This is a genomic window from Mycolicibacterium sarraceniae (assembly GCF_010731875.1).
GTDB lineage: Bacteria > Actinomycetota > Actinomycetes > Mycobacteriales > Mycobacteriaceae > Mycobacterium > Mycobacterium sarraceniae.
In genome coordinates this window covers 4,468,888-4,482,430 of record NZ_AP022595.1, presented here as the reverse complement: position 1 = coordinate 4,482,430, position 13,543 = coordinate 4,468,888, and the positions used below count along the sequence as shown (strand labels likewise).

The window sequence follows — 13,543 nt, the reverse complement described above, 5'->3', positions numbered from 1 at the left end:
AGTGGAACACATGACCGCAATGTTCAGTGCCGACCACGAGTTCGTCCGGATCGCCGATGTGTGCGCGACTTTGGGTGTGCCGCACGACGACTGGGTGCTGTTCTGGCGCTGGGCCGACGAGCTGCCGGACACCCGCGCGGTCGAAGAACTGAACTCCTACGTGGACGTGCTCGTCGCCGGACGGTGCGTCAGGCCGGCCGACGATGAGATGAGCCGGCTGATCGCGCAGGGCTTGACCGACGACGAGATCCGCGGGCGCGTCGCCGACCTCGTGGCGAAACCTCAGGACGAACTCAGCCCGTGTAAGCCATCACGTGCTTGATGCGCGTGTAGTCCTCGAAGCCGTACATCGACAGATCCTTGCCGTGGCCTGAGGCCTTATAGCCGCCGTGCGGCATCTCGGCGACCAGCGGGATATGGGTGTTGATCCACACGCAGCCGAAGTCCAGCGCATTGGACACCCGGATCGCGCGGGAGATGTCCTTCGTCCACACCGAGGACGCCAGACCGTACTCGGTGCCGTTGGCCCAGCGAATAGCCTCGTCTTCGTCGGCGAACGACTGCACGGTGATCACCGGCCCGAAGATCTCCTCCTGCACCTGACGGTCATCCTGCCGCAAACCGCCGATTACCGTCGGCTCGATGTAGAAACCCTTGTCGCCCTGACGGTTTCCGCCGGCGGCCACCGTGGCATGCGACGGCACATCGGCCAGGAAACCGAGCACCCGGTCGAGCTGATTGGGATTGTTGACCGGCGGCACCCAGGCGTCCTCGTCATCGGCCGCCCGGCCGAATGTGGTGGCCGCGCCCTTGGCCTGTTCGGCCAGCGCGGCCGTTAGCTCCTCGGCGACGCCGGCGCGAGCCAGCACCCGGGTGGCCGCGGTGCAGTCCTGCCCGGCGTTGAAGTAGCCGGCCGTCGCGATTCCCTCTGCGGCGGTGGCGATATCGGCGTCATCGAACACGATGACCGGTGCCTTACCGCCCAATTCGAGGTGAGTGCGCTTGAGATGGCCGCCCGCACTGACCGCGACCGCGCGGCCGGCGGCGACCGATCCGGTGATCGACACCATCTGCGGCGTCGGATGCGCGACGACGGCGGCGCCGGTCACCCGGTCGCCGCACACGACGTTGAGCACACCGGGCCCGAAATGCCTGGCGGCGATCTCGGCCAGCATCACGGTGGTCACCGGGGTGGTGTCGCTCGGCTTGAGCACAACGGTGTTGCCCGCCGCGATCGCCGGAGCGAACTTCCAGATCGCCATCATCATCGGGTAGTTCCACGGGGCGACCTGGCCGATTACTCCGACCGGCTCGCGGCGGATCCACGAGGTGTGGCCGACCAGATACTCGCCGGCCGATTTGCCCTCCAAAATCCGTGCCGCACCGGCGAAGAACCGGATCTGGTCGACCATCGGAGGAATCTCCTCGGCCGCCGTCACATGATTGGGCTTGCCGGTGTTGCGCCCCTCGGCGGCGACCAGATCAGCGGCCGCCTTTTCGACATCATCGGCGAAAGCCAGCAGCGCTTTCTGTCGATGTGACGGGGTGGTGCGTTTCCAGTCGGCAAACGCCGCGCTGGCTGCCGCATACGCGTTGTCGATATCCTGCTCGTGGGAAATCGGCGCGGTGCCGTACTTTTCACCCGTGGAGGGGTCGACTATCGCCATGGTGCCACCGCTGACCGAGTCGACGAGCTCGCCGTTGATGAAATTCTTGACGTCTGCCATCCCGGTTCGCCTCAGAGCTCGCGGAGAATGTCGGCCAGCACCCCGAGGCCTTCGAGCAGCAGCTCGTCACTGATCGTCAACGGCGGCAGGAAGCGCAGCACATTGCCGAACGTGCCACAGGTCAGCACCAGCACACCCTCGGCGTGCGCCTTGGCCGCCAGGTTCTTGGTGAGGTCCGGATCTGGCTCTCCGGTACCGGATTTCACCAACTCGACGGCAATCATCGCGCCGCGGCCGCGGACATCGCCGATGCGGTCGTCGTCGGCCTGGATCCGGCCGAGCTTGTCCTTCATCAGCGCTTCGATCTGTTTGGCGCGGGCCACCAGCCCGTCGAGCTCGATGGTCTCGATGGTGGCCAGTGCGGCCGCGCAGGCCACCGGGTTACCGCCGTAGGTGCCGCCGAGCCCGCTGACATGCGGGGCGTCCATGACCTCGGCGCGCCCGGTCACCGCCGCCAGCGGCAGGCCGTCGGCGATACCTTTGGCGGTCACGATCAGGTCCGGTTCGATGCCCTCGTCCTCGCAGGCGAACATCGAGCCGGTGCGGGCGAACCCGGTCTGCACTTCGTCGGCGATGAACACGACGTTGTTCTCGGAGCACCAGGCCCGCAGCGCCGGCAGGAACCCGGGTGCGGGGACGATGAAACCGCCCTCACCCTGGATCGGTTCGATGACGATCGCGGCCAGGTTGGCCGCACCGATCTGCTTGTCGATCACCGTCAACGCCCGCTCGGCCGCCAATTCACCGTCGGTGGCCCATTCCTTGTCGATGAGGCCGTCGCGGAACGGGTAGGACATCGGGGCGCGGTACACCTCGGGCGCGAACGGGCCGAAGCCGCTCTTGTAGGGCATGGACTTGGCGGTCAGCGCCATCGTCAGGTTGGTGCGCCCGTGGTACGCGTGATCGAAGGCCACCACCGCGGTCTTGCGGGTGTAGGCGCGGGCGATCTTGATCGCATTCTCGACTGCCTCGGCACCGGAGTTGAACAGCGCGGACCGCTTCTCGTATGAGCCGGGAGTGAGGCGGTTGAGGTGTTCGGCGACGGCGATGTACTCCTCGTACGGCGTCACCATGAAGCAGGTGTGGGTGAAGTCGGCGACCTGCGCGCGCACCGCTTCGACCACCCGCGGTGAGGAATTGCCGATCGTGGTGACGGCGATCCCGGACCCCAGGTCGATCAGCCGGTTGCCGTCGACGTCCTCGATGATCCCGCCGCCGGCGCGTGCGGCGTAGATCGGCATCGTGACGCCGACACCGTGTGACACCGCGGCGACGCGACGTTTGGACAGCTCGAGGGATGCGGGGCCGGGGATGTCGGTGACGAGTTTGCGGCTCTGCTCGGGGGTGGGCACTTCTGTTCTCCTAGACGACGGTGGCACGGACGCGGCGGGCCATCCGAGCCTAGTCGGGTGATAGCGCGACGCAACGGAAAACCCGGTTCCAGGGCGTGATGAATAGTGGATTACGTCGGTCGATGGAGGCAAAATCGACGTAATCGGTTGGTGTCTAGTCGGGGTCGGGCGCGAATGTCTCACCGTCGATCCGGTCGACCGTGGTGAACGATGCGACGGGTTGGCGGGTCAGCCGACGGGGCTGGCGCACCGGGTGACCGAGGGCGATCACAGCCGCCAGCACCAGCGGGTCGCCGGCGCCCAGCAGCTGTTTCACCTCGTCTTCGGCCCGGATGAGCATGGTGGTCAGCACCCCGGCGAGGCCTTCGGCCCGAGCGGCCAGCAGGATGCTCCACGCGAACGGATAGACCGACGCGCCGCCGGCCAGCGAATAGCGATCGAGGTCTCGATCCACAGCGGCCAGCTGGGACAGATCGGCGAACACCGCCAGCAGCACCGGGACCTCGTCGAGGTGCGCGGCCATTCCGCCGACGACGACGGCGTCGGCGTCGGCCGCGGCGGCCAGCGCGGCCGCCTCCTCGTCACGGTCGTTGACCGGCGACCACGGGCGCAGCCCGGCCGCGGTCAACGTTAGGTACTCGCCCCAGGGCGTCAGATAGAGGTCACGCAGACGGGATCGGATCGCGCGGTCCTTGACCACCACCACGCGCCAGGCCTGCGCATTGGCGCCGCTGGGGGCGAATCGCGCGGTGTCTAGAATGCGGGTCAGGGCGGCGTCGTCGACCGGCTCATCGGTGAAATCGCGCACCGAGCCGGTGCTGCGCAGGGTGTCGATCAGGTCCATCCGACCATCTTCCATTGACGGTGCCGGTCGGCGGCGAGCCGGGACAATGGCAGACTGTGCAGCTATGTAGCGCGTGACCGGACGGTCGCGGAGCGCTCACCCAGCACCCGATACGAAAGAATCGAGCCGCCATGGACCTGCTCGTCTTCCTGCCCTTGATCGTCATCATGGGCGGATTTATGTATTTCGCGTCCCGGCGCCAGCGCAAGGCCATGCAGGCCACGATCGACCTGCACGAGTCGCTGGTCGTCGGCGATGAGGTGTGGACTACCTCCGGCCTGCGCGCCACCATCACCGGGATCACCGACGACACCGTCGACCTGGAGATCGCTCCGGGTGTGGTGACCACCTGGATGAAGCTCGCGGTTCGTGAGCGCATCGAGGACGATGCGGCCGTGGCTGACGACGCCGAGGACATCCCATCGGGGGCCACCGAGATCACCGGCAGCGACGCGGACCGTCTCACCAGAGACTGAACCGCCAGGCACACCACGTACCCTCTAGCGGGAGTTGAGAGGACCGCGTACGCGGGACGCGGCATTACGACCTAGCGGGACGCGGCACAAAACCTAGGAGTGACAACAACGTGGCATCGTCTTCGGCGCCGGTGCATCCCTACCGCTGGCTGGCGCTGTTCCTGGTCCTGCTTATCGGGGTCTACCTCCTCGTATTCCTGACCGGGGACAAACACGCCAGCCCGAAACTGGGCATTGACCTGCAGGGTGGCACTCGCGTCACGCTGACCGCGCGCACCCCGGACGGCTCCAAGCCCACCCGCGATGCGCTGAACCAGGCCCAGCAGATCATTGCCGCCCGCGTCAACGGTCTCGGCGTCTCCGGCTCCGAGGTCGTGATCGACGGCGACAACCTCGTCATCACCGTTCCGGGAAACGACGGCAATGAGGCCCGCAACCTCGGCCAGACCGCGCGGCTGTTCATCCGCCCCGTGATCGGCCAGCCGATCCCGATCGAGGCCATCAAGCAGCAGATGCAGGCCGCGGGGGTCAAGCCAGGTGCGGGGCCCGCGCCAGCTGGCGCACCGCCGGCCGGTGCACCCGCGCCCGGGGGGGAACCCGCACCCGGTGGCGCCGAGGCACCCGCACCCGGTGGCGCCGAGGCACCCGCACCCGGTGGCGCCGAGGCACCCGCACCCGGTGGCGCCGAGGCACCCGCATCCGGTGGCGCCGAGGCACCCGCATCCGGTAGCGGCGAGGCACCCGCATCCGAGCCGGCCAACCCGGCTCCGGCACCGCAGCCGCGTCCGTACCCGGCCGAGCCGGCGCCGTCGCCGGCCCCGCCCGCGCCGGAACCGGCGCCCGCTCCCGGAGAGCCGGCTCCGCCGGCCGCCGGAGCACCCGCACCCGGAGCGCCTGCACCAGGCGCGCCCGCGCCCGGCCCGCCGGATCCGCGTAAGGACCTCGCGGCGCGCATCCAGTTCGAGAAGGAACTGCGCCAGAGCACCAACCAGAACCTGCTGCTGATCGCCGTGCAATACATGGCGGGCAAGTGCGACCAGCCCGACATCCTGGCCGGCAATGACGACCCGAACCTGCCGCTCGTCGCCTGCTCGGAGGATCACAAGTACATCTATGTACTGGACAAGTCGATCATCAGCGGCGATCAGATCAAGGACGCCACGTCCGGGCTGGACAACCAGAGCGGCGCCTACGTCGTCGACCTGACGTTCAAGGACCAGGCCGCCACCACGTGGGCGGACTTCACCGCCGCGAACATCGGCACACAGACGGCGTTCACGCTGGACTCGGAGGTGGTCTCGGCCCCGCAGATTCGGGAAGCTATTCCCGGTGGACGCACCCAGATCAGCGGCGGCAACCCGCCGTTCACCGCCGATAGCGCCAAGCAGCTGGCCAACGTCTTGAAATATGGTTCGCTACCGCTGTCCTTCGAATCCTCAGAGGCCGAAACTGTCTCGGCGACACTGGGATTGGCGTCACTGAAGGCCGGCCTGATCGCAGGTGCCATCGGTTTGGCGCTGGTGTTGTTGTACTCGCTGCTGTACTACCGCGTGCTGGGCTTGCTGACGGCGCTCTCGCTGGTGGCCTCAGGCGCTATGGTGTTCGGCATCCTGGTGCTACTCGGGCGATACATCAACTACACCCTCGACCTTGCCGGTATCGCCGGTCTGATCATCGGTATCGGCACCACCGCCGACTCGTTCGTGGTGTTTTTCGAACGCATCAAAGATGAGATCCGCGAAGGGCGTTCGTTCCGCTCGGCGGTACCTCGAGGTTGGGCGCGCGCTCGTAAGACCATTCTGTCCGGTAACGCGGTGACATTCCTGGCCGCCGCGGTGCTGTACTTCCTGGCCGTCGGTCAGGTGAAGGGCTTCGCGTTCACCCTGGGCCTGACCACGATCCTCGACGTTGTCGTAGTGTTCCTCGTGACCTGGCCACTGGTGTACCTGGCATCGAAGTCGCCCACCATGGCTAAGCCGGCCCTGAACGGTCTCGGCGCGGTACAACAGATCGCCCGAGAACGCCGAGCGGCCCAAACAGCGACGGGACGGGGGTAGATCCATGGCCAAGGACATTCAGGACACTGCGGACGACACGTCGTCCGCCGCCGTCGAGGCACCCGATCTGGAATCCTCTGCAGCGGGCGCGCCCAAGCACGGTTTCTTCGTCCGCCTCTATACCGGCACAGGCGCTTTCGAGGTCATCGGCCGGCGCAAGATGTGGTATGCGATCAGCGGTTTGATCGTGCTCGCCTGCATCGTGAGCATCGCGGTGAAGGGTTTCACGTTCGGTATCGATTTCGAGGGCGGCACCAAGATCTCGCTGCCGACCGCCGGACAGAACGGCGTGATCACCACCCAGCAGGTGGAGGACGTCTACAGCAAGTCGCTGGGGCACGGCCCGGAATCGGTCGTCGTGGTCGGCAACGGCCCATCGGCCACCTTGCAGATCCGCTCGGAGAAGCTGAGCAACGAAGAGTCCGCGAAGCTGGGTAGTGCCCTGTTCGAGGCGTTGCAGCCCACGGGTTCGGACGGCAAGCCCAGTGAGCAATCCATCAGCCAGTCGGACGTGTCGGAGACCTGGGGTGACCAGATCACCAAGAAGGCGCTGATCGCCCTCGGCGTGTTCCTGGTCCTGGCAGCCATTTACATCACCTTCCGCTACGAGCGGTACATGGCGCTCTCGGCGCTATTGACGCTGGTGTTCGACCTCGTTGTCACGGCTGGGGTGTATTCGATCGTCGGGTTCGAGGTCACTCCGGCGACGGTCATCGGTCTGCTCACGATCTTGGGCTTCTCGCTCTACGACACTGTCATCGTGTTCGACAAAGTCGAGGAGAACACCCACGCCTTCGAGCACACCACCCGAAGAACATTCGCCGAACAGGCCAACCTCGCGGTCAACCAGACTTTCATGCGCTCGATCAACACCAGCTTGATCTCGGTGCTGCCTATCCTCGCGCTGATCGTGGTCGCGGTCTGGCTGCTCGGCGTCGGCACGCTGATGGACCTGGCGCTGGTCCAGCTGGTCGGTGTGATCGTCGGAACCTACTCGTCGATCTTCTTCGCGACCCCGCTACTGGTGTCGCTGCGGGAGCGCACCGACCTGGTGCGCACCCACACCCGGCGGGTGCTCAACCGGCGCAAGCCGGCTGCGAGCGCCGGCGACGTCGTCACCGGCGGTGCCGTCGACCTGGAAAAGGCCGCCGATGCGGTCCCCGCCGAAGCGACTGTCGGCGGTACCCCGACGGTCGGCAACAAGCCGTCGCCGGGAGCCCGGCCAAGCCGGCCAACCGGCAAACGCAGCACCCGAGGGCGATAGCGAGCCATGGCTGTGGGGCGCCATCGCGTCGCCGCTGTAGCAGTGGCGGCCGTCGCGGGAGTGGTCGCGTCGAGCGTTCTGGCCTCGTGTTCGGGTAGCCCTGCGGATCAGATCAACTACGCCGTCGACGGCATGCTGATCACCTACAACACCAATACCGTGACGGGTGCGGCCTCAGCCGGCCCGCAGGCTTTCGCCCGGGTGTTGGCCGGCTTCACGTTCCACGGTCCTGACGGGCAGGTGCTGGCCGACCACGACTTCGGGTCGGTATCGGTGGTCGGCCGGGACCCGCTGGTGCTGGACTACCAGATCTCCGACAAGGCCGTGTATTCCGACGGCAAGCCGGTGACATGTGACGACATGGTGCTGGCGTGGGCCGCGCAGTCCGGCCGGTTCCCAGCCTTCGATGCCGCCAGCCGGGCCGGTTACCTCGACATCGACGGTATCGACTGCCAGCCGGGCCAGAAGAAGGCGCGGGTGAGCTATCTGCCGGGCCGTGCCGTTGTCGACTACCAGCAGCTGTTCACCGCGACCTCGATGATGCCGTCGCACGTCATCGGTGACGTGCTCGGCCTGGACGTCACCCGCGCCATCCAGAGCGATGACCCGGCGGCCGTCGACCGTATCGCCCAGACCTGGAACACCGTGTGGGATCTCAAGCCCGGTGTCGATATCAAGCGGTTCCCCTCGGCTGGTCCCTACAAGATCGACTCGATGCTGCCGGCAGGGGCGGTGGTGCTGACAGCCAACGACCGGTGGTGGGGCGCCAAGCCGATAACCAAGCGAATCACGGTGTGGCCGCGCGGAGTTGACGTACAGGACCGAATCAACAACGGCACCTTCCAGGTCGTCGATGTGGCGACCGGATCCTCGGGCACCCTGACCACGCCGGACGGCTATGACCGCCACGAGCTGCCCTCCGGCGGTATCGAGCAGCTCATCTTCGCGCCGGACGGCCCCCTTTCGGCGACGCCGGCCCGGCGTGCGGTGGCCCTGTGCACCCCGCGCGATCTGATCGCGCTGAACGCCGAGACGCCGATCTCCAACGTCCGGCTCAACCCGGCCAGCGATGACGCGTTCAGCGGGATCGAAGGCGTCGCGATCGCGGGTCAGTTCGGTTCGGCCAATCCTGACGCCGCCCGTGACGCTCTCGGCGGCCAGCCGCTGACGGTGCGCGTCGGTTATCAGGCACCCAACCCGCGATTGGCGGCGACCGTCGGTGCGATCACCAAATCCTGTGCCGCCGCTGGCATCACGGTCGTCGATACGACGTCGGCCACGACAGGTCCTCAGACCTTGCGCGACGGTAAGCTCGACGTCCTGTTGGCCAGCACCGGCGGTGCCACCGGCAGCGGCTCGACAGGGTCCTCTGCGCTGGACGCCTACACACTGTTCTCCGGCGACGGCAACAACCTGCCCCGCTATGTCAACCCGCAGATCGACGGCATCATCTCCGCGCTTGCGGTCACCGCCGACGCGAAGGAACAGGCCCGGCTGCTGGGCGACAGTTCACCGATTCTGTGGGGCGACATGCCCACCCTCCCGCTGTACCGTCAGCAGCGCACGGTACTGGCATCCAAGAAGATGTATGCGGTGGAAGGCAATCCGACCAAGTGGGGCGCGGGCTGGAATATGGACCGATGGGTGTACGAGAAGTGAGTGAGTCCGTTGAGGACGTCATCAGGTCATTGACGCGCGAGGTGTCCGACTTTCCCGAGCCGGGCATCCAGTTCAAAGACCTCACCCCGGTGCTGGCCGATCCCAAGGGGCTTGCCGTTGTGACCGGCGCGCTCGCCGAGATCGCGGCCGGCGCCGACCTGGTGGCCGGTATCGACGCCCGCGGGTTCCTGCTCGGTGGCGCGGTGGCCCATAAGCTGGGCATCGGCGTCCTGGCGATCCGCAAGGGCGGCAAGCTGCCGCCGCCGGTGCACAGCCAGAACTACAGCCTCGAATACGGCACGGCGACATTGGAGATCCCCGCCGACGGCATCGATTTGACCGGGTGCCGCATCGTGATCATCGATGACGTGCTCGCCACCGGCGGCACTCTGGCTGCGGCCGGTGCGTTGCTGGCGGCCAGCGGGGCCGAGGTTCCGATCGCCGCGGTGGTGCTGGAGTTGTCCGGGCTCGGCGGCCGGGACAAGATCTCCCCGCTGCCGGTGACCAGCCTGCAGACCGTCTGAGCGGCTAGACGGGGGCCAGTCAACCGTCACCAGCATTCGTGGACCAAGACGAGCACCGTCACCCAGGCGATGAATGTTGCCGCGCCTTCTTCCCGGGGGCTCGACTGGGCAGGCCTGCCACTCGGCCGCTCACGGCGGGATATCCTCGAAGTTGCGATGGCGAGGAGGTGATGGCGTGGTGGACGACAACGGCGCTGTGACCGCGGCGCCGATGCCGGTCGGCGACATCCCGCCCGCCGAGCCGCGGGTGGAGACCCCGAAGACCACCAGCAGCGCGTCACGGCGGGTGCGCGCCCGGCTGGCACGCCGGATGACCGCACAGCGCAGCACCGTCAACCCGGTGCTGGAACCACTGGTCGCCGTGCACCGGGAGATGTACCCGAAGGCCGACCTGGCGATCCTGCAGCGCGCCTACGAGGTGGCCGAGGCCAAGCACGCCGATCAACTTCGCCGCTCGGGCGATCCGTACATCACCCACCCGCTGGCGGTCGCCAACATCCTGGCCGAACTCGGCATGGACACCACCGCGTTGGTGGCCGCGCTGTTGCACGACACCGTCGAAGACACCGGCTACGCCATGGAGGCACTGACGGCCGACTTCGGCGAAGAGGTGGCGCATCTGGTCGACGGGGTCACCAAGCTGGACAAGGTGGCGCTGGGCACCGCCGCTGAGGGCGAGACCATCCGCAAGATGATCATCGCGATGGCCCGGGATCCGCGGGTGCTCGTCATCAAGGTCGCCGACCGGTTGCACAACATGCGCACTATGCGGTTCCTGCCGCCGGAAAAGCAGGCCCGCAAAGCCCGCGAGACGCTGGAAGTCATTGCCCCGCTTGCTCATCGGCTGGGGATGGCCACCGTCAAATGGGAGCTGGAAGACTTGTCCTTCGCGATCCTGCATCCCAAGCGCTACGAGGAGATCGTGCGGCTGGTCGCCGATCGGGCACCGTCGCGGGACACCTATCTGGCCAAGGTTCGTGCCGAGATCACCTCGGCGCTGTCCGGGATGAAGATCACCGCGGCCGTCGAGGGCAGACCCAAGCACTACTGGTCGATCTATCAGAAGATGATCGTCAAGGGCCGCGACTTCGACGATATCCACGACTTGGTGGGTGTGCGGATCCTGTGCGACGAGATCCGCGACTGCTATGCGGCTGTGGGCGTTGTGCATTCGCTGTGGCAGCCGATGCCCGGGCGGTTCAAGGACTACATAGCCCAGCCGCGGTTCGGGGTGTACCAGTCGCTGCACACCACCGTGGTCGGCCCGGAAGGCAAGCCGCTGGAGGTGCAGATCCGCACCGAGTCCATGCACAAGACGGCCGAGTTCGGCATCGCGGCGCATTGGCGTTATAAGGAATCCAAGGGCCGCAACGGAGTTCCAGCCTTGAATGCCGCCGCCGAGATCGACGATATGGCGTGGATGCGGCAGTTGCTCGACTGGCAGCGGGAGGCCGCCGACCCCGGTGAGTTCCTCGAATCGCTGCGTTACGACCTCGCGGTTCAGGAGATCTTCGTATTCACTCCCAAGGGTGACCTGATCACTCTCCCGGCCGGCTCCACCCCGGTGGACTTCGCGTATGCGGTGCATACCGAGGTCGGACACCGCTGTATCGGTTCCCGGGTCAACGGTCGGTTGGTCGCCCTGGAGCGCAAGCTCGAAAACGGCGACCAGGTCGAGGTTTTCACCTCGAAGGCGCCGAACGCGGGGCCATCACGGGACTGGCAGACGTTCGTCGTGTCGCCGCGGGCCAAGGCCAAGATCCGGCAGTGGTTCGCCAAGGAACGCCGCGAAGAGGCACTGGAGGCCGGTAAGGACTCCATCGCCCGCGAGGTGCGCCGGGTCGGACTTCCGTTGCAGCGGCTGGTCAATGCCGAAGCAATGGGCGCGCTGGCGCAGGAGCTGCGCTACACCGACATCTCGGCGCTCTACACCGCCGTCGGGGAGGGTCATGTCTCGCCACGGCACGTGGTGCAGCGGCTGGTGGATCAGCTCGGCGGCGCCGAGAGTGCCGAAGACGAACTGGCCGAACGCTCGACGCCGGCCACCATGCCGGTGCGTCATCGCAGCAATGATGACACCGGCGTCGCGGTGCCCGGCGCAGCCGGGACGCTGACCAAACTCGCCAAGTGCTGCACACCGGTACCCGGTGACAACATCATGGGATTCGTCACACGCGGCGGGGGTGTCAGCGTGCACCGCACGGACTGCACCAATGCCGGTTCCCTGCAACAACAGTCCGAACGCATCATCGAGGTGATGTGGGCGCCGTCGCCTACATCGGTGTTCCTGGTGGCCATCCAGGTCGAGGCCCTCGACCGACATCGGTTGTTGTCCGATGTCACCCGGGTGCTGGCCGATGAGCGGGTCAACATCCTGTCGGCTTCGGTGACCACCTCTAACGATCGAGTGGCGATCAGCCGCTTCACCTTTGAGATGGGCGACCCCAAACACCTCGGGCATGTGCTCAACGCGGTGCGCAACATCGAAGGTGTCTACGACGTCTACCGGGTGACCAGCGCGGCCTGACCGCACAGCTCACAGCGTGCTGAACGCCCTAGCGCTGCAGATTATCTCATCGAAATGTCCACCGGCGTGACGGTTACGCAGACACTGGGCTCCGCCAAGGCTGACGTTCAGTTCAGTCGGATCGTCTTGATCGTCACCGGCTTGGCGGGCTTGCCATCGTCGGCACCGCCGGCAATGCCGATCGCGGCGATATCTTCGAGAACCTCGAAGCCGGTCTTGTCGACCTGGCCGAACGCGGTGTAGGTCGGCGGTAGCTTGGAGTCGCGGTAGACGATGAAGAACTGGCTGCCGTTGGTATCGGGTCCAGCGTTAGCCATAGCCAGTGTGCCGCGGGGGTAGGTCACGGGCTGCTTGAGTGCCTGGTCGAACGGCCGGTACTGGTTCGTCGGGTATTCGTTGGCGAACCGGTATCCGGGTCCGCCGGTTCCGCTGCCGGTGGGGTCACCACACTGCAGCACCGACAGTGACCGCGAGTCGGTGAGGCGATGGCACGGGGTGTCGTCGAAATAGCCTTGTGTGACCAAACTTTCGAAGCTGTTGACCGTGCAGGGTGCCTTGGCGTTGTCAAGGTGCAGGACGATCGGCCCGGCGTTGGTGACCACCGTCGCGTCCACCGTCTTCGGCGTGGTGGCGACCTTACCGGCGACCGGCGGTCGGACCGGTTTGTCGGCCGGAGTCGCGGTGACCGGGTACTGGCAGTTGAGGCCGAGCGTGGCCGGTGGCACGAACGCCGGCAGTTGCCCGCCACCGGGTCCGGCCGCCGTGGTCCGAGGCGGAAGGCCGGCACCGCCGGTGCGATCCAACTCCCTGGCCACCCAGGAGAAAAGCGCGATTCCCGCGATCAAAGCCACGATGCTCACGACCGTCACCAGATAGCTGATCACCAGCCCGGCGATCGCCAGCCCGCGGCCTTCCTCGCCGCTCTTTTTGATCTGCGACAGCGAGATGTGCCCGAATACGATGCCCAGCGGCGCGAACACGAACGCACAGATCAGTGCTGCGACAGCCATCCCATTGGTCGGCTGCGGTACCGGATACGGGTAGGGCCCGGGCCCGTACGGCGCACCGTAATGCGGTTGCGGCGGTGGGTAATACGGCGGCTGGCTCATGGCC

General features: G+C 66.6%; 11 protein-coding genes. 7 read left to right on the top strand and 4 right to left on the bottom strand.

The features are described from left to right. Positions 1–10: 10 nt before the first annotated feature. A complete protein-coding gene (locus G6N13_RS22355) occupies positions 11–322 on the top strand; it encodes a hypothetical protein (protein ID WP_235677862.1) in 312 nt (103 codons plus the stop codon). On the opposite strand, the gene G6N13_RS22350 is transcribed toward G6N13_RS22355, so the two are convergent. From G6N13_RS22350 to G6N13_RS22340, 3 genes are all read right to left on the bottom strand, one after another. Further along, entirely contained in the window at positions 294–1,727 is a 1,434-nt protein-coding gene (locus G6N13_RS22350; protein ID WP_163700658.1) for a gamma-aminobutyraldehyde dehydrogenase, read from the bottom strand. The two genes, G6N13_RS22355 and G6N13_RS22350, sit on opposite strands and share 29 nt — an antisense overlap. Positions 1,728–1,738: 11 nt before the next feature. Next, complete coding sequence (gene gabT / locus G6N13_RS22345; RefSeq protein WP_163700655.1) at positions 1,739–3,079, bottom strand: 4-aminobutyrate--2-oxoglutarate transaminase; 1,341 nt, start codon at positions 3,077–3,079, stop codon at positions 1,739–1,741. A 154-nt stretch (positions 3,080–3,233) separates the two neighbouring features. Then, entirely contained in the window at positions 3,234–3,923 is a 690-nt protein-coding gene (locus G6N13_RS22340) for a nitroreductase family protein (RefSeq protein ID WP_163700652.1), read from the bottom strand. A 131-nt stretch (positions 3,924–4,054) separates the two neighbouring features. On the opposite strand from G6N13_RS22340, the gene yajC reads away from it, so the two are divergent. From yajC to G6N13_RS22310, 6 genes are all read left to right on the top strand, one after another. Further along, complete coding sequence (gene yajC, locus G6N13_RS22335) at positions 4,055–4,399, top strand: preprotein translocase subunit YajC (protein ID WP_163700649.1); 345 nt, start codon at positions 4,055–4,057, stop codon at positions 4,397–4,399. 110 nt (positions 4,400–4,509) lie between these two features. Continuing rightward, positions 4,510–6,456 carry a protein translocase subunit SecD gene (gene secD, locus G6N13_RS22330; RefSeq protein ID WP_163700646.1) on the top strand — a complete coding sequence of 649 codons (1,947 nt, stop codon included), beginning with the start codon at positions 4,510–4,512 and terminating at the stop codon, positions 6,454–6,456. Positions 6,457–6,460: 4 nt separating this feature from the next. Beyond that, the gene (secF, locus tag G6N13_RS22325) at positions 6,461–7,720 is read left to right on the top strand and encodes a protein translocase subunit SecF (RefSeq protein ID WP_163700643.1); all 1,260 of its coding nucleotides are present in this window, start codon (positions 6,461–6,463) and stop codon (positions 7,718–7,720) included. A 6-nt stretch (positions 7,721–7,726) separates the two neighbouring features. Next, positions 7,727–9,379: an ABC transporter substrate-binding protein gene (locus G6N13_RS22320; RefSeq protein ID WP_163700640.1), complete on the top strand. Its 1,653-nt coding sequence runs from the start codon at positions 7,727–7,729 to the stop codon at positions 9,377–9,379. Beyond that, positions 9,361–9,903, top strand: coding sequence for an adenine phosphoribosyltransferase (locus tag G6N13_RS22315; RefSeq protein ID WP_163700637.1), 543 nt, complete (start codon positions 9,361–9,363; stop codon positions 9,901–9,903). The genes G6N13_RS22320 and G6N13_RS22315 overlap by 19 nt, the downstream gene beginning before the upstream one ends. A gap of 211 nt (positions 9,904–10,114) precedes the next feature. Further along, positions 10,115–12,430, top strand: coding sequence for a RelA/SpoT family protein (locus G6N13_RS22310; protein ID WP_235678113.1), 2,316 nt, complete (start codon positions 10,115–10,117; stop codon positions 12,428–12,430). A 107-nt stretch (positions 12,431–12,537) separates the two neighbouring features. On the opposite strand, the gene G6N13_RS22305 is transcribed toward G6N13_RS22310, so the two are convergent. Next, entirely contained in the window at positions 12,538–13,539 is a 1,002-nt protein-coding gene (locus G6N13_RS22305) for a peptidylprolyl isomerase (protein WP_163700631.1), read from the bottom strand. Positions 13,540–13,543 lie beyond the last annotated feature (4 nt).